Raw genomic sequence first — 16,693 nt, 5'->3', positions numbered from 1 at the left:
CGGTAGGCGACCAAAGGCAAGCATCATGCATTTCACCGACATCTTCATCCGCCGGCCGATTCTGGCGACGGTCGTCAGCCTGCTGATCCTGTTGATCGGCACCGCAGCGATGGTCTCGCTGCCGGTGCGGCAATATCCCAACATGGAGAGCGCGACGATCCAGGTCGACGTCTCGTTCCCCGGTGCGACCCAGGACGTGATGCAGGGCTTCGTCACGTCCGTCATCGCGCAGTCGATCGCGACCGCCAACGGCATCGAGTACATGACCTCGAACTCGACGCTTGGCCTCAGCCAGATCAAGGCCAAGCTGGTGCTCAACGCCAATGCCGACCGCGCCATGACCGAGGTGCTCGCCAAGGTGCAGCAGGTCAAGTACCGGATGCCGACCGGCGTGTTCGACCCTGTCATCACCAAGATCACCGACGGCGCCTCGGCGGTGCAGTACATCGCCTTCACCAGCGACACGCTGACGCCGGCGCAGATCACCGACTTCGCGACCCGCGTGGCGCAGCCGCTGCTCACCTCGGTGCCCGGCGTGGCGTCGGCCGACACCTCGGGCGGATCGTCGCTGGCGATGCGGGTGTGGATCGATCCGTTCAAGCTCGCGGCACGCGGGCTGACCGCGGCCGATATCTCCGCCGCGCTGCGGTCCAACAACGTGCAGGCGGCGCCGGGGCGGCTGCGCGGCGAGATGACCGTCACCAACATCACCGCGGCGACCGATCTGCGCAATCTCGACGATTTCCGCAAGATGGTGATCAAGACCGGCGCCGGCGGCGGAGGCCTGGTGCGGCTCGGCGACGTCGCCACCCTCGAGATCGGCGGCGAGAACTACGATTCCAACGCACGCGACAGCGGCAGGCCCACCGTCTACATCGCGGTGCAGCCGACCCCCGACGGCAATCCCCTGGAGATCGTCGCCGCCACCGCCAAGGTGATCGAGGACCTCAACCGCGTGGCGCCGCCCGGATTGAAGGTCGCCGACGTCTTCAACATCGTGCACTTCGTCAAGGCCTCGATATCGGAGGTGCAGCATTCGCTGGCCGAGGCCATCGCGATCGTGGTGGTGGTGATCCTGCTGTTCCTGGGCTCGTTCCGCTCCGTGCTGATCCCGGTGGTCACCGTGCCGCTGTCGCTGGTCGGCACCGCCGCGATGATGCTGGCGCTCGGCTTCTCGATCAATCTGCTGACCCTGCTCGCGATGGTGCTGGCGATCGGGCTCGTGGTCGACGACGCCATCGTGGTGGTGGAGAACATCCATCGTCACATCGAGGAAGGGCGGAGCCCCGGCGACGCCGCCTTGATTGGCGCGCGCGAGATCATCGGTCCCGTGATCGCGATGACGATCACGCTCGCCGCGGTCTATGCGCCGATCGGCCTCATGGGTGGCCTGACCGGCAGCCTGTTCCGCGAGTTCGCCTTCACACTGGCGGGCTCGGTGGTGGTCTCGGGCGTCATCGCCCTGACCTTGTCGCCGATGATGAGCGCGCAGCTGCTCGGCGAAGCCACCTCGCACGGCCGATTTGCCCGTTTTGTCGAGCATCAGTTCTCAAGGCTGTCGCGTGGCTATGGCCGGCTGCTGGCCGCGACGCTCAAGATGCGCGCAGCGGTGCTGCTGGTGGCATTCGGCGTGCTGGCGGCGATCGTGGTGCTGTTCCTCGGCAGCCAGCGCGAGCTCGCGCCCTCCGAGGACCAGGGCTATGTGTTCACCGTGCTCCGCGCGCCGCAATATGCCAGCGTCGATTACACCACGCGCTCCTCCGACCAGATCGAGCAGCTGTTTCGCTCGTTTCCCGAATACCATGCGAGCTGGTTCATCAACGGTACCGACGGGCAGAACCATGCCTTCGGCGGCATCACCCTGACCGATTGGGACAAGCGCAAGCGCTCGGCCAACGACATCCAGAACCAGCTCTACGGCATGTCCTACGGCGTGCTCGGCGCCAGCGTGACGCCGTTCCAGCCGGCGGCGCTGCCGGCGGCGACCGGCGGCCTGCCGTTTCAGATGGTGGTGCGCTCGGCCGGCGATTTCGCCACCATCTATCAGGAGGTCGAGACGCTGAAGGGGGCCGCATGGAAGAGCGGGCTGTTCGCCTTCGTCGACAGCGATCTTGCCTTCGACAGCCCGACCGCGCGGATCACCATCGATCACGCCAAGGCGGCCGAGGCCGGCGTCAGCATGCAGACCATCGCCGACACTCTCGCGGTGCTGGTCGGCGAGAATTATGTCAACCGCTTCAATTTCTTTGAACGCTCCTACGAGGTGATCCCGCAGGTGCGCCAGGCCGACCGGGTCACGCCGGAAGGGCTCGGAAACTTCAACGTCCGTTCGAGCTCGGGGCAGATGTTTCCGCTGTCGACGGTGATCAAGGTCAACGTCAAGCCGGAGCCGAACCGGCTGCCGCAGTTCAATCAGATGAACGCGGCGACGATCTCGGCGGTGCTGAGGCCCGGCGTCACCATGGGGCAGGCGGTGTCGTTCATGCAGGCGCAGAAGCTGTCGCCGGGGATGACCGTCGACTGGCTGTCGGACAGCCGGCAATATGTCCAGGAGGGCAACCGTCTCATCGTCACCTTCGGCATGGCGCTGATCGTGATCTTCCTGGTGCTGGCGGCGCAGTTCGAAAGTTTTCGCGATCCGCTGGTGATCATGGTCACGGTGCCGCTGGCGGTCTGCGGCGCACTGCTGCCGCTGTATTTCGGCTTCACCACGCTGAACATCTACACCCAGATCGGCCTCGTCACCCTGATCGGGCTGATCTCCAAGCACGGCATCCTGATGGTGAGCTTTGCCAACGAGATCCAGCACCACGAAGGGCTCGACCGGGTCGCCGCGATCCAGAAGGCGGCCGCGGTGCGGATGCGGCCGGTGCTGATGACGACAGCCGCGATGGTCGCGGGCCTTGCCCCGCTGCTCTATGCCGACGGCGCCGGCGCCGCGAGCCGCTTCGCCATCGGCATCGTCGTGGTGATGGGCATGCTGATCGGCACGCTGTTCACGCTGTTCGTGCTGCCGACCTTCTACATCCTGATCGCCCGCGACCATCGCGCCGCGGCCGCCCCGCGGCTGGAAAGCGTGGCGGCGAGGGGCGAGATCGCTGCGTAGGCGTAGGGTGGGTAGAGCGCAGCGAAACCCACCATCTCGATGCACGGCACGAAAGTGATGGGTTTCGCTGCGCTCTACCCATCCTACGGCTTCATCGAACTAAAGCACGTATCTCGAGCCGGGAATCTTGCGCAACACGGCCGTGACCGCCCAGCTCAGCGCCACGGTGGCGAAGAACGCGATCGCGGCCTTGGCGAAGGCCGGCAGATCCATATCGAACAGCCAGTATTGCAGCCACAGCACGATCGGATAGTGCACCAGGAACATGCCGTAGGCGTCGCCCTGCATCCGGTCGAGCAGCGTCGGGCCCGACGATTTCGATTGCAGGAAGTAGGCCAGGATCGCGAACAGGATCGAGGCGCTGAACAGCACATAGAAGGTACCGTAGATCCCGAGATACCAGCCGGGCAGCGGATCGGGGTTACCGATGATCATGCGCTTGATGTAGATCATCACCCACATCAAACAGTACGGGATCAGCGTGATGCCGGTCCAGAACCAGCGGCGCTCGGTCAGCCGTCCGTGCGCGCTGAGCACGCCACCCTCGAGGTTCGCCGCCCCGATTCCCGCGCCGATGAAGAAATAGGACGCGTACAGCAGCACGCGACTCGCCTGCACCGAAAACGGCCCGAACTCGAACCAGTAGTTCTGGCCGTAATGGACCAGCATCGGAAGGTAGGCGGCGACACTGACGATGACGAGGAACAGCCAGAACTTCGAGGGACGTTGAAATCCCTTGATCGACAGACGGTTGATCGGATCGAGCAGACGCGGCGACACCCGGTACAGCATGCTCGCCGTCAGGTCGAAGGCCATCAGGACATAGACGAACCAGATCGGGCCGCTTGGCCACGGCCCGACCGTCATGGTTTTCCACCAGAATTCGGAGAAGCTCAGCCCCGGCGTCGCGCGCAGCGCGATCGCGTAATAGGCGATCGGAATGATCGTGACAGCGCAGATCACGAACGGCAGGCCGAGCCGCAGCAGCCGGTCGCGCAGGAAGATCAGCCATGGCTTGTTGCCGAGCCCCGGCCAGACGAACAGCCCCGACAGGAAAAAGAACATCGCCATGAAGAAGCTGTCGGTGGCGAGCACCACGCAGTCGAAGCCGATCCACGATGTCGGGTCGGTGTGCCCGAAATAGGTGTAGGGGATCACCGCGTGGTGCAGCAGCACGACGAGGGTCAGGAAGGTGCGCGCGCGGTCCAGCGCGACATTGCGCTTGTGGAGCTTCGGTGCTGCCTGGATGTCGACGGCCGGAGCCGCGTGAGCAATCGATTTCATGGTGCCACCAGCCGGGTCTGCACCCTGATGTTGCAGTCGGGAACCTGATTCAGCAAGGCCCAATCGGCCGGACGGGGGAGTATCGAGGTCGGTCATCTCGGCGAAGCTGTTTCGTCTTTGGAACTGCGGTCGGGTGCGGGCGTTCTCGTCCGACCTGGCGGACACGCGCGGTGATGAGGAGCGGGTAATGACAATTCTGAAATGGGCGCTGATCTTCCTTGTCGTATCGATCATCGCGGGTTTGCTTGGCTTCACCGGCATTTCCGCCGCCTCCGCCGACATCGCGCGCTTTCTGTTCTATGTGTTCGTCGTGATCTTCCTGGTGCTCCTGATCCTCGGGCTCACGATATTCAGGGTATAGCTGGGATCGGGGCCAAGCGCTCCCGACGTCATGCCCGGGCCTCGCCCGGGCATTGCCGTTCTGCAGGCTGGGTCAGCGCGCGACCAAAGGCCGGGCGAGGCCCGGCGCTTGCGGCAGGCGACCCTAGGCGACTTCCTCGATCTTCACCTTGTCCGGATAGAAGGCGAGGTGGCCGGCGATCTCGGTCATCGCCGGGAAGGGCTCCTCATAGGTCCAGATCGCGTTGTCCAGCGTCTTGCCGTTGGCCTTGATGCTGAAGTAGTTCGCGTCCCCCTTGTACGGGCAATGCGTGGTCCGCTCGGTGCGGGTCAACAGCTCCATGTTGGCGTCCTGCCGGGGGACGTATTGCACGGCCGGATAACTCGCTTCCTTCAAGGTCAGCGCATGGGTGGTCTCGGCGATCACGACGCCGTCGGCGATGACGCGGACGCGCTTGGCATTGGGCGTGATCGTGATGGGATGATCGGGGCCGGGGAGCTTCATGATTCTGCGCCTCTTCTGGTCATTTCGGTGTGATGGCTTGTGACCGATTGATGCAGGTTTAAATCGCTGGGAATGGGAATATAGTGTGCCCGGGATGACCTAGAAGACCCCAAGGGCTAGGTTTTATCCTTAGGTTTATCTGGCCGATCTGGCCCTGATTCGAACGACCTGACGGAGGTGGACTGGGATGCCGATGGACGCCCGTGATATCGAATCGATGATCAAGGCAGCGATTCCCGATGCCGAGGTGACGATCCGCGATCTGGCCGGCGACGGCGACCACTACGCCGCCACTGTTATTTCCGAGTCATTCCGCGGCAAGTCCCGCGTCCAGCAGCACCAGATCGTCTACCAGTCGCTGAAGGGCCAGATGGGCGGCGTGCTGCACGCGCTGGCCCTGCAGACCGGCGTGCCGGAAGGCTAGGGCCCGGCAGAGCTGCGGGCGGGGGCCTCAAGCATGGTGGACAATCCGCGTGGCGCGATGTTTCGCGTCATCGTGCCGAACCAGCACAGCCGCGTCACCAATGCCGAGCTGTTCTTCGACCTCGTCTTCGTCTTCGCCGTCACGCAGCTGTCGCATACGCTGCTGCACCACTTCACCCTGCTTGGGGCGGTGCAGGTCACGCTGCTGTTCCTCGCGGTGTGGTGGGTGTGGGTCTACACCACTTGGGTCACCAACTGGCTCAATCCCGAGCTGACGCCGGTCCGCCTGCTGCTGTTCGTGCTGATGCTGGGCGGGCTGTTGCTGTCGACCTCCATACCGACCGCCTTCGAGGGCCGCGGGCTGTGGTTCGCCGGGACCTATGCGGCAATGCAGGTCGGCCGCACCACGTTCTGGCTGCTGGCGACGCCGCGGCGCCGGACGGCGGTGCGCCACAACGCCATCCGCATCCTGACCTGGCTGTCCTGCTCGGCCGTGCTGTGGATTCTCGGCGGATTCGCCGAACATGAGACGCGGATGTGGCTCTGGATTGCGGCGCTGACCATCGAATATATCGCGCCGGCCGCGCGATTCTGGACCCCTGGGCTCGGCTTTTCCTCGATCGAGGCGTGGTCGGTCGAGGGTGGCCACATGGCCGAGCGCTGCGCCGGCTTCATCATCATTGCGCTCGGCGAGGCCATCGTGGTCGATGGCGCGACCTTTGCCGAGCTGACCTGGACGCCGGAGAATGTCACCGCGTTCATCTCGGCGCTGGTCGGCAGCATCGCGATGTGGTGGATCTATTTCCACAAGGGCGCCGAGGCTGGCTCGGATATGATCTCCAGGTCAGAGGAATCCGGCCGCGTAGCACGGATCGCCTATACCTATCTGCACATGCCGATCGTCGGCGGCATCATCCTCACCGCGGTGGCCGACGAACTGGTGCTGAAGCACCCGTCCGGTCATTCCGATCTGAACACGATCGTCAGCTCGGTGGGCGGGCCCATGCTGTTCCTGGTCGGGACCATCCTGTTCAAATATGTGATCCGCAACTTCCTGCAGCTGTCGCACGGCGTCGGCATCGTCGCGCTGGCGATCACGGCCTATTTCGCGCGCGAGATGTCGCCGCTGGTGCTCTCGATCGTCACCACCGCGATCATGATCGTGGTCGCCGCGTGGGAGTCGATCTCGCTGCGATCAACGGGGGAAGAGGAATAGCGGCCGCCGTTACTTGCGGCCGGCCTTTGCTACCAGGTGCTGCCAATAGACGAACAGCGGTGCGCCGATCACTTCGAGCGCGGTGAAGCCCACGAAGGGCAGCGACGGCAGGCCGACCATCAGCATCGACAAAAGCCTGCCGATACCGCCGAGGAAGATGCCGCCCCAGACCACCCGAAACAGCACGCTCTCGCTTTCGATCCGCGGCACCAGCCAGAGCAGCGCGAGGCCGAGACCGAGCCAGACCCCGCCGAAGAAGCGCAGATTGCTGTCGAGCACCGGCAGTGCCGGGACGCCCGCGGAGGCGTAGAGCGGATCGCTGACGCCCAGCATGGTGATGATGCCGGTCAGGATCGGGACCAGGGCGAGCAACGCCGTCGCGATCTGCAGCGGACGCCTGCCCATGATTTGCCCCGTCTCTTGGTTTGGGCGCTAGTCCGCGACCAGCGCGTGCACCGAGAACATCGTGTTGGCGTCGGTCCAGCTCTCGCGCACCGTCCAGCCCGCGCTGCGGGCGAGCGCGGTGAAGCGCTCGATCGAGTATTTGTAGCTGTTCTCGGTGTGGATGCTCTCGCCGGGACGGAACGCAAAGGTATTGCCGAGGATGCGCACGGTCTGCGCCTTGCGGCTGATCAGGTGCATCTCGATGCGATGGCGATCGCGGTTGTAGATCGAGCGGTGCGTGAAGCCCGACAGATCGAAATTGCCGCCGAGCTCGCGGTTGATGCGAACCAGCACATTGAGGTTGAACCGCGCGGTGACGCCGGCCGCGTCGTTATAGGCGTCGTACAGCACGCGCTCGTCCTTCTCGAGGTCGACGCCGATGATCATCTGCGCGCCGTGGCCGAGGATTTTTCGCGCGCTCCGCAAGAAGGCCAAGGCCTCGCTCGGCTCGAAATTGCCGAGCGTCGAGCCGGGAAAGAAGCCGACCTTCGGCATCGCGGCGACGGCCTCGGGCAGCGTGAACGGCGTGGTGAAATCGGCCGCGACCGGGTAGATGCCGAGGCCGGGGAAATCCTTCCGCAGCCCGTCGGCCTGGGCTTTGAGGAAATCGCCTGAGATATCGACCGGCACATAGGCTCCGAATTCGCAATGCTCGAGCAGCAGGCGCACCTTGGTGGTCGCGCCGGCGCCGAACTCGACCAGCGCCGCGCCGTCAGGGATGATCGCGGCGATCTCGTCACCGCGGTCGCGCAGGATGCCAAGCTCGGTGCGCGTCGGATAATATTCCGGCAGCACCGTGATCTGCTCGAACAGCTCGGAGCCGGTGGCGTCGTAGAAATATTTCGGTGACAGCCGTTTCGGGTGACGGGCGAGATCGCCAATCACGTCGCCGGCAAACATCGATGTCGCTTCGTCGAACGGATACGCTTTGGCCAAAGCGGCGGCATGCACATTCATGATACTCTCCCGAACGCGCTTACCGACGCGTTATTGATGTCGACAGGACTCAATCAGGCATAGTCTGCGAGGCGTAACCCCGTGAATTGCCAGCGATGGTGTGGATAGAAGAAGTTGCGATAGGTGACGCGGCTGTGACCTGAAGGCGTCGCCAGCGACGAGCCGCGCAGCACGAGCTGGTTGACCATGAACTTGCCGTTGTACTCACCGAGCGCGCCTTCGATCGCGCGGTAGCCCGGATAGGGCGAATAGGAGCTACGGGTCCATTGCCAGACGATGCCGTAGGCGTCGTTGAGCAGGCCGGCGCGCGCGGCGACCTCCCATTCCATCTCGGTCGGCAGGTGCCTGCCGGCCCATCGGGCGAAGGCGTCGGCCTCGTAATAGCTGACGTGGCAAACCGGCGCGGACGGATCGATCGGCTGCAGGCCGCCGAGCGTCATGATCCTCCATTCGCCGTCGATCTCGCGCCAATGGCCGGGTGCCTGCCAGCCCTCGTTGCTCACGGTGCCGAAGCCATCCATCAGCCACAGCGTGGCGGTGGAATAACCGCCGTCCTTCATGAAGGCGAGCCACTCTGCATTGGTGACGAGGTTCTTCGCGAGCTTGACCGGGCCGACCAAGGCGCGATGCGCGGGCTTCTCATTGTCGAAATGGAAGCTGTCGTCGCCATGGCCGACGGTGTGGATGCCTTCGTTGAGCGTCACCCATTCCTCAGGCCCGTGCTGCGACGCCGGGAAGCGCCACGTCGGATCGTAGGCCGGCGGGATCGGGTTCTGCGCGAAGGCATGCAGGATGTCGGTGTACATCAGCTCCTGATGCTGCTGCTCGTGATTGAGCCCGACCTCGACCAGCGGCACCAGCGCCTCGAGCGTGTCGGCTCCGGCAGTCTGGAAGAATTTCACCACCTCGGCGTCGACATGGCGGCGGTAGGCGGTGACTTCGTCGGCGGTCGGGCGGGTCAAATGGCCGCGCTGGTGGCGGGCGTGCCGCGGACCGGCGCTGACGTAATAAGAATTGAACAGATAAGCGTAGTCGGGATGGAATGGCGTGTAGCCCTTGACGTGCTCGCCGAGCAGGAACTGCTCGAAGAACCAGGTGGTATGGGCGCGGTGCCATTTGGCTGGGCTCGCGTCCGGCATCGACTGGATCAGCTGGTCTTCGGGCGACAGCGGCGCGGCCCGCCGTTCGGTCTCGTCGCGGACGGCGCGATAGGCGTCCACCAAGCGCTGGGCGAGCGGGCCGGATTCGGAGGACAGTGACGGGGGGACGGCGGGAAGGGCGGCCGCGGCAGAGGCTGGTTTCGTCACAGGGGTCTCCGATTCAATGGAGAGAACGTTGCTTCGGCAAACTGGTTCCCAACGGACAGTTCGTCCTAGATAGGGGCTCCGTTACGGGAAAAAAGCCTCCCCCCGCGATGATATTGGGGCCGTCAGATAATCCCGGCCCATTTTGGGCGCCCGCAGCGCCCGGCGCATGCCAGATTTCCGCCATTTTGCTTTGGATGCACAATGGTTTGAGCTACATATATAGTCAGTCACGGGTTAGAAGGGTGGGCCGGCCCGTCAAGGCCTGAGAGCGCCGCCCCCGAAGGAAGCGAAAATGAGCATCGAGCAATTCATCGACAACGAAGTGAAGTCGAACGACGTCGTCCTGTTCATGAAGGGCACGCCGCAATTCCCGCAGTGCGGGTTTTCCGGTCAGGTCGTGCAGATCCTCGACCACATCGGCGTCGGCTACAAAGGCCTCAACGTTCTCGAATCCGCCGAGCTGCGCAACGGCATCAAGGTCTATTCGAACTGGCCGACGATTCCGCAGCTCTATGTGAAGGGCGAGTTCGTCGGCGGTTGCGACATCATCCGCGAGATGTTCCAGGCCGGCGAATTGCAGCAGCTGTTTGCCGACAAGGGCATCCCGGTCGACGTGGCTGCCTGACCTTGACGGCGCGCCAGATCGGCAAGGCGCGGCTCGAAGTCATCGTTACCGACATCACGACCCTGCGCGTTGACGCCATCGTCAACGCGGCCAATTCATCGCTGCTCGGCGGCGGCGGCGTCGACGGAGCGATCCATCGTGCCGCGGGCCCCGAGCTGCTCGCCGAGTGCCGCACCCTGCACGGCTGCAAGGCCGGCGACGCCAAGATCACCAAAGGCTATCGGCTCCCGGCCAAGCACGTGATCCACGCCGTCGGCCCGATCTGGCACGGCGGCACCCAAAACGAGGGGGCGCTGCTCGCATCCTGCTATCGCCGCGGCATCGAGCTGTGCCACGCCAATCAGCTTGGCTCCATTGCATTTCCCGCCATCTCGACCGGCGTCTATCACTTCCCGCCGGACCGCGCCGCCGACATCGCGGTCAAGGCCGTCGTCGATGCCCTGGCCGCCGCACCCGGCCTCGCGCAGGTGATCTTTTGCTGCTTTTCTGCCCAAAGCGGCGAGCTTCATCAGAAGGCCCTGGGGGCCTTTGGCAGCCCTTGTGCCTGATGATACCGCCGCTACACTTCCCCGTGATTTCCGGGGAGGGATAATCCAAATGCATTCATTTCGTTTGACGTGCGCGGCCGCGGCCGCCGCGGTGGTGCTGGCGGCGCCGGCGTACCCGCGCACCGAGGGCACCTACGAGATTCCGGCGGGTGCGCATTTCAACCGCGACAAGCTCGCCAAGATCAGCGAGTTCTTCAAGAACGAGGTCGCGACCGGGAAGATTCCCGGCGCCATCGTCTTGATCCAGCAGCACGGCAAGCCGGTCTATCACGAGGCCTTCGGCGTGCAGGATGTGGTCAGCAAGGTGCCGATCACGGACAAGACCATCTTCCGGCTGGCTTCGATGTCCAAGTCGATCACCGCCGTCGTCTCAATGCAGCTGCTGCAGGAGGGCAAATACAAGCTCGACGATCCGGTCTCGAAGTACATCCCGTCCTTTGCCAACGTGAAGGTCGGCGTCGAGAAGAAGGCCGAGGACGGCACCAAGACGCTGGAGCTGGTGCCGCCAAAGCGGCCGCTCACGATCCTCGATCTGATGACGCATACGTCGGGTATCACTTACGGCTTCTATGGCGACAGCCTGGTCCGCAAAGCCTACAAGGAAGCCAATATCTACGGCGGAGATTTTGATCTCGCCGAATTCGCCGAGCGGATCGCCAAGCTGCCGTTGCACAACCAGCCCGGCGCGCTCTGGCAATACGGCCATTCCACCGACATTCTGGCGCGCGTGATGGAGGTGGCCACCGGCGAGAAGCTCTCGGCGATCGAGTACGAAAGGCTACTCGATCCGCTCGGCATGAAGGACACCGGCTTCTTCGTCACCGATCCCGAGAAGCAGAAGCTGATGGCCGAGCCGATGCCGAACGACAGCGACTTCCGGGTCGGCCGGGTCAACGATCCGACCAAGGTCAAGAAATGGGAGTCCGCCAGCGGCGGCATGGTCTCGACCATGGCGGATTATTCGCGCTTCGCGCAGATGCTGCTCAATGGCGGCACCCTCGACGGCAAGACCATCCTGAAGCCCGAGACGTTCAAGGAGCTGACGACCGACCGCGTCGGACCGGGCTCCGGCGTCGAGCGCGACTTTTTCTACTTCCCCGGCGACGGCTTCGGCTTCGGGCTTGGGATCGCGGTGCGCACCGATCCCGGCACTGCGAAGCCGCCGCCGCCCGGCGATCTCGGCGAGCTGAAATGGGACGGCGCCAGCGGCTGCTATTATGTCATCGACCGCAAGCAGGACTTCTTCTTCGTCCTGCTGGAGCAGACGCCGACCGAGCGTCAGCGCATCCAGCGGACGCTGAAGCAGCTCGTCTATGAAGCCATGGAAAACTAGAGCGTTTTCGAGCGAAGTGGATACCGGTTCGCGTGAAGAAACGCGTTGAAAAGAAGGGAATGACGGCATGATCCGATTCAGGCGGATCGGCTCATGCGCTTGCATGCGTGGGCGCCGCGCGTTCGTCGCGGTACTCGCGTTCGCGTTGGTCGCAACGGTTGCGAAGGCCGGCTCCGCGGGGCCGGCCGCGCACAGCTTCTCGGCGGAAGGCCTCGCCAAGGTTTCCGACTATGTCAGAAACGAGGTCGCGACCGGAAAGATTCCGGGCGCGATCCTGCTGCTGCAGCAGCATGGCAAGCCGGTCTACTACGAGAAGTTCGGGGTTCGCGATGTCGCCACTGAATTCTCGATGAGCGCCGATACCATCTTCCGCCTCTATTCGATGTCGAAGCCGATCACCACGGTCATCGCGATGATGCTGGTCGAGGAAGGCAAGCTCGCCCTCGGCGATCCGGTGTCGAAATATATCCCGGCCTTTGCCGATATGAAGGTCGGGGTGGAAAAGCGCGGCGATGAGGGCAAGATGGCGATGACGCTGGAGCCGCTGAGGCGCCCCATCACCATCGAAGACCTGATGCGCCACACCGCCGGCCTGCCTTACGGCTATTACGGCGGTGGTGTCGTGAACAAGACCTACGCCGATGCCGGCCTGTTCAACAACGATCCCGACAATGCCGAATTCGTGGCGCGGCTTACGGCATTGCCGCTCGCCGAACAACCCGGCACGCAATGGGACTACGGCCATTCCACCGACGTGCTCGGCCGCATCATCGAGGTGATCACGGGGAAATCGCTGTTTCAGGTCGAGAAGGAGCGGCTGCTCGGCCCGCTCGGGATGAACGAGACCGCGTTCTATGTCGCCGACCGGGCGAAATGGCCGCTGATCGCCGAGCCGATGCCGAAGGATCGCACTATCAGTCCGGTCGCCGACGTCCGCAATCCGCGCAAGCCGCTGCGATGGGAATCCGGCGGCGGCGGCATGGTCGGCACCATCGGCGACTATGCGCGCTTCTCGCAGATGCTGCTGAATGGCGGCAGCTATGAGGGCAGGCGCTATCTGAAGCCGGAGACCATCGCGCTGATGGCGAGGGACCATATCGGTCCGGAGACCGGCGTCGTGCGCGACCAGAACTACTATCCCGGTCCGAATTCCGGCTTCGGCCTCGGCTTCGCGGTCCGCACCTCGGTGCCGGCGAACACAGACTGGCCGCTGGGCGAGTATCGCTGGGACGGCGTCGGCGGTACCTTCTTCTTCATCGATCCCGCGGATGACCTGTTCGGGATCTTCATGGTGCAGACGCCGTCGCAGCGCGGCCGAATCCAGCAGGAGCTGAAGACGCTGATCTACCGGGCGATGGGGCGGTAGACGTGGCGCGCGGAGGTGGTCATGCAGGCGATGACATTCACTTTCCGCAAGCTCATCCTCGCGGCCGTCACGTCTGCAGCCATGACTGCGTGCTGGCCTGTTCTGGCCGAAGAACCTCGCCGCCCCAGTGATGCCGACGTCATGCAGCGGATCGACCATGTCTTGAACGGCCTGAGGACGGCGATCGTCGTCGACGGCGATGCGCCAATGACGCTTGCCGATCGCATGAACGAGCTGCACGTTCCCGGTGTCAGCATCGCGGTGATTCACGGCGGCGCCATCGAATGGGTGCGCGGCTTTGGCTCGGTCGCCATCGGCGGTCCGCCCGTGGTGCCGGAAACGCTGTTCCAGGCGGCCTCGATCAGCAAGCCGGTGACCGCCATTGCTGCTCTGGCGCTGGCCCAGGCTGGCAAGCTCGATCTCGATGCGGACGTCAACACTGCGCTCAAGAGCTGGAAGATTCCGGACTATCCGTATCCCCAATCTCGGGTGACAGTTCGGCGGTTGCTGAGCCATACGGCCGGGACCAACGTGCCGTTCTACCCGGGCTATCAGGCGGGCCAGCCGGTCCCCTCGCTCCTCCAGATTCTCGACGGCACGCCGCCTGCGAACAGCGCGCCTGTCCGGGTCGAGCACGAGCCCGGCAAGCAGGACCGCTATTCCGGCAGCGGCTACACGATCGTTCAGCAACTGCTCGTCGATGTGACGGGACGGCCGTTTCCCGCGCTGCTCGACGACGTCGTCCTCAAGCCTTTCGGGATGACGCATTCCAGCTTTGCGCAACCATTGCCTGCGGATCGTTTGACGATGGCCGCCACACCGTACCGGTCGGACGGCGCGCCGGTGCCTGGCGGCCCGCATGTCTATCCCGAACTGGCCGCCGCGGGATTATGGACGACGCCGACCGATCTCGCCCGTCTCTTGCTCGGCGTGTTGGATTCGTTAGCCGGTCGGAGCAATCCCGTTCTGTCGCAATCGATGACGGCCGCGATGCTCTCGCCGGTACTCGGTAGTGCCGACGGGCTACCCCCTGGGATCGGACGACGCGGGCTGGGCTGGCTGGTTCGCGGCTCGGCGCCGAACCGGCAATTCTGGCACAACGGGGTGAACGAGGGCTTCATCGACACCATGGTCATTTTCGAGAACGGCGATGGTGCCGTCGTGATGACGAATGGTTGGGGCGGTCGGATCCTCGTCGACGAGATCCTGCGCAGCATCGCGGCCGAGTACCGCTGGCCGGATCGCCAGGCCAAGGTCGGCAAGTTCATTGCAGTGAGCCCGCAGGCGCTGGATCGTCTGGTCGGAACCTATCGGTTCACGCCGGAATTTTCGATCCGCGTCACGAGGGAGGGCAATCGCCTGTTCAGCGAGGCGACAGGGCAGGAGCGGCGTGAAATCTTCGCCACCAGCGATCGCAAGTTCTTTTTCAAAGTCGTCGATGCCGTGCTGTCATTCGACACGGACGGTCGGAACGCGGCAATGCAAGTGACCCTTCACCAGGAAGGAACTGACCATGTCGGAAAGCGGCTGCCGTAGTTTGGCAGCCCGGATTTCGTGCAGTTCCATCCGGGCTACGGGAGTTACGCCGCGCGCACGATGTCCCTGACGTGTCCGATCGCTTCCTCGATCATCGCTGCCGTGACATCGAGATGCGTGCAGGCCCTGATCCGGCCGTCCATCATCGCCAGCGTCACGCCGCGCTTGCGCAGCTCGGCGACCATCTTGTCGCCTGATACCCCGGCACCGTCGGGCTTGAAGAACACAAGGTTGGTCTCCGGCGCCTGCACCGCGATGCCGTTGATCTGCGACAGGCCGCGCGCCAGCGCCCGGGCATTGGCGTGGTCGTCGGCGAGGCGGTCGACATGGTGATCGAGCGCATGGATGCAGGCGGCGGCGCAGACGCCGGACTGCCGCATCGAGCCGCCGAGCCGCTGCTTCCAGCGCCAGACATAGTCGATGAAGGCCCGGGTGCCGGCGATCACGCCGCCGATCGGCGCGCCGAGGCCCTTGGAGAAATCGATCCAGGCGGAATCCCAGCCCGCCGTCATTTCGCGCGGCGTGATGCCGGACGCCACGGTCGCATTGAGCAGCCGCGCGCCGTCCATGTGGGTGACAAGGCCGTGGGCCTTGGCGATGCGCACGACCTCGTCGAGCACCGCCTTCTTCCAGATCGTGCCGCCACCGATATTGGCGGTCTGCTCGACGCTGACGAGCACCTGCGGCGGCTGGTAGCGGGTGCGCGGATGCAGCGCGGCCTGGAAGGTCTCAGGCGTGAACTGGCCGTCATCACCCGGCAGCTGCGTGATCTGGAAACCGCCGAGCGCGGCATGGGCGCCGCCCTCGCGCGCGATGATATGCGCGGTCGCATGCGCCAAAATCTCGTCGCCGGGGCGGCAATAGGCCAGCGTCGCCGCGACGTTGCACATCGTGCCCGACGGCATGAACACGGCGGCCTCCTTGCCGAGCAGATCGGCGACGCGGGCGCAGAGCTCATTGGTGGTCGGATCGTCGCCGACCTGCTCGTCGCCGACCTCCGCCTTCGCCATCGCCTCGCGCATCGCCGGCGTCGGCCTGGTCTGCGTATCGGACAGAAGGTTGATGCGGACGGGCGGGGCCTTGGGATCGGGCCGGGCAGGGGTGTAGTGCATGGGCTTTCCTCATCGCTCCGCTGGCGTGCGGAATCGCCGCTAGCGTATAGGCCTCCGGGCAGCGTGACGAAACCGCATAATTATGATCTCGGTGGGCGTCACGCGATAGTCGATCAGGTAGGGATAAGGTGTCGCCGAAAGCCGGCGGACGCCTGAGCGGCTTGTCGGGCGCCCTGCACGCGGCTGCTCTTGCAGCAGCGTGACAAGTGCCAAGATGCGGTCCCGCACGTCGACCGCCCCCTGGGGCGATCGTGTCTCGATATAGGAGAGTGCCTGATCAATCTGAACAAGAGCGCGTCGCGTGTAACGGACGTTCACAGCCCGTGCTTTGCCCACATCGCACGGACTTCCTCGGCCGTTGCCAGCTCGCCGCGTGCAATCTCGGAGTCGGCTTCAGCCAGATCGGCGTCTTCTTCCGGCGCGAGCTGAAGCGGTGGTTGGTCGACGCCGGCAAGCTGCAGCATGATGCGCGCGAGCTCGTCCTGCTCTGTGTCAGGCAAGTTTGAAACTGTCTCGAAGGCCTGTTCCAGTAACCGGGTCATCGGCAAGAAACCTCAACGGGCAGTCATCTGCCAAGTCCCGAATATCATAG

Annotated in this window: 17 protein-coding genes; 9 read left to right on the top strand and 8 right to left on the bottom strand. The window is 64.3% G+C overall.

Features of this window, described 5'->3' with window-relative positions:
- Window positions 1-25: 25 nt before the first annotated feature.
- On the top strand, window positions 26-3,106 hold the full coding sequence (locus ACVW1B_RS19965) for an efflux RND transporter permease subunit (RefSeq protein WP_456780269.1): 3,081 nt from the start codon (window positions 26-28) through the stop codon (window positions 3,104-3,106).
- Between the two features lie 99 nt (window positions 3,107-3,205).
- Here ACVW1B_RS19965 and ACVW1B_RS19960 read toward each other — a convergent pair whose 3' ends face one another.
- Window positions 3,206-4,390: an acyltransferase family protein gene (locus tag ACVW1B_RS19960; protein WP_456780270.1), complete on the bottom strand. Its 1,185-nt coding sequence runs from the start codon at window positions 4,388-4,390 to the stop codon at window positions 3,206-3,208.
- A 187-nt stretch (window positions 4,391-4,577) separates the two neighbouring features.
- Here ACVW1B_RS19960 and ACVW1B_RS19955 point away from each other — a divergent pair, with 187 nt between their 5' ends.
- A complete protein-coding gene (locus ACVW1B_RS19955; RefSeq protein ID WP_024582607.1) occupies window positions 4,578-4,751 on the top strand; it encodes a DUF1328 domain-containing protein in 174 nt (57 codons plus the stop codon).
- A 123-nt stretch (window positions 4,752-4,874) separates the two neighbouring features.
- Here the strand turns inward: ACVW1B_RS19955 and ACVW1B_RS19950 are convergent, their stop codons facing one another.
- A complete protein-coding gene (locus ACVW1B_RS19950) occupies window positions 4,875-5,234 on the bottom strand; it encodes a DUF427 domain-containing protein (protein WP_057018401.1) in 360 nt (119 codons plus the stop codon).
- A 187-nt stretch (window positions 5,235-5,421) separates the two neighbouring features.
- Between ACVW1B_RS19950 and ACVW1B_RS19945 the strand changes: the two genes are divergently transcribed.
- Window positions 5,422-5,658, top strand: a complete 237-nt coding sequence (locus ACVW1B_RS19945; protein WP_016843470.1) for a BolA family protein — start codon at window positions 5,422-5,424, stop codon at window positions 5,656-5,658.
- A 33-nt stretch (window positions 5,659-5,691) separates the two neighbouring features.
- On the top strand, window positions 5,692-6,873 hold the full coding sequence (locus tag ACVW1B_RS19940; protein WP_092088544.1) for a low temperature requirement protein A: 1,182 nt from the start codon (window positions 5,692-5,694) through the stop codon (window positions 6,871-6,873).
- Window positions 6,874-6,882: 9 nt separating this feature from the next.
- Here the strand turns inward: ACVW1B_RS19940 and ACVW1B_RS19935 are convergent, their stop codons facing one another.
- From ACVW1B_RS19935 to egtB, 3 genes are read right to left on the bottom strand one after another with little or no spacing between them, the layout of a single operon-like run.
- A complete protein-coding gene (locus tag ACVW1B_RS19935; RefSeq protein WP_456822078.1) occupies window positions 6,883-7,278 on the bottom strand; it encodes a DUF4345 domain-containing protein in 396 nt (131 codons plus the stop codon).
- Window positions 7,279-7,305: 27 nt separating this feature from the next.
- Window positions 7,306-8,274, bottom strand: coding sequence for an L-histidine N(alpha)-methyltransferase (egtD, locus tag ACVW1B_RS19930; RefSeq protein WP_092088546.1), 969 nt, complete (start codon window positions 8,272-8,274; stop codon window positions 7,306-7,308).
- Window positions 8,275-8,327: 53 nt separating this feature from the next.
- Complete coding sequence (egtB, locus tag ACVW1B_RS19925; RefSeq protein ID WP_456822077.1) at window positions 8,328-9,581, bottom strand: ergothioneine biosynthesis protein EgtB; 1,254 nt, start codon at window positions 9,579-9,581, stop codon at window positions 8,328-8,330.
- A 292-nt stretch (window positions 9,582-9,873) separates the two neighbouring features.
- Between egtB and grxD the strand changes: the two genes are divergently transcribed.
- From grxD to ACVW1B_RS19900, 5 genes are all read left to right on the top strand, one after another.
- Complete coding sequence (gene grxD / locus ACVW1B_RS19920; protein ID WP_016843475.1) at window positions 9,874-10,206, top strand: Grx4 family monothiol glutaredoxin; 333 nt, start codon at window positions 9,874-9,876, stop codon at window positions 10,204-10,206.
- A gap of 2 nt (window positions 10,207-10,208) precedes the next feature.
- Window positions 10,209-10,754: an O-acetyl-ADP-ribose deacetylase gene (locus ACVW1B_RS19915; protein ID WP_456822076.1), complete on the top strand. Its 546-nt coding sequence runs from the start codon at window positions 10,209-10,211 to the stop codon at window positions 10,752-10,754.
- Window positions 10,755-10,803: 49 nt separating this feature from the next.
- Window positions 10,804-12,087 carry a serine hydrolase domain-containing protein gene (locus ACVW1B_RS19910; protein ID WP_456822075.1) on the top strand — a complete coding sequence of 428 codons (1,284 nt, stop codon included), beginning with the start codon at window positions 10,804-10,806 and terminating at the stop codon, window positions 12,085-12,087.
- A gap of 103 nt (window positions 12,088-12,190) precedes the next feature.
- Complete coding sequence (locus tag ACVW1B_RS19905) at window positions 12,191-13,453, top strand: serine hydrolase domain-containing protein (RefSeq protein WP_456822074.1); 1,263 nt, start codon at window positions 12,191-12,193, stop codon at window positions 13,451-13,453.
- A 21-nt stretch (window positions 13,454-13,474) separates the two neighbouring features.
- Window positions 13,475-14,989: a serine hydrolase gene (locus ACVW1B_RS19900; RefSeq protein ID WP_143029727.1), complete on the top strand. Its 1,515-nt coding sequence runs from the start codon at window positions 13,475-13,477 to the stop codon at window positions 14,987-14,989.
- 44 nt (window positions 14,990-15,033) lie between these two features.
- Here the strand turns inward: ACVW1B_RS19900 and ACVW1B_RS19895 are convergent, their stop codons facing one another.
- The 3 genes from ACVW1B_RS19895 to ACVW1B_RS19885 are packed head-to-tail and all read right to left on the bottom strand — an operon-like array spanning window position 15,034 to window position 16,643.
- Entirely contained in the window at window positions 15,034-16,101 is a 1,068-nt protein-coding gene (locus ACVW1B_RS19895) for a threonine aldolase family protein (RefSeq protein WP_456822073.1), read from the bottom strand.
- Window positions 16,102-16,140: 39 nt separating this feature from the next.
- Window positions 16,141-16,419: a type II toxin-antitoxin system RelE/ParE family toxin gene (locus ACVW1B_RS19890; protein WP_310881200.1), complete on the bottom strand. Its 279-nt coding sequence runs from the start codon at window positions 16,417-16,419 to the stop codon at window positions 16,141-16,143.
- Window positions 16,416-16,643, bottom strand: coding sequence for a hypothetical protein (locus ACVW1B_RS19885; RefSeq protein WP_076828477.1), 228 nt, complete (start codon window positions 16,641-16,643; stop codon window positions 16,416-16,418). Before ACVW1B_RS19885 ends, ACVW1B_RS19890 begins: the two co-directional genes overlap by 4 nt.
- Window positions 16,644-16,693: the final 50 nt, after the last annotated feature.

The sequence above is a fragment of the Bradyrhizobium sp. USDA 4502 genome (assembly GCF_054063355.1).
The sequence above is the reverse complement of the archived record's forward strand: the minus strand, read 5'-3'. Positions and strand labels throughout refer to the sequence as shown.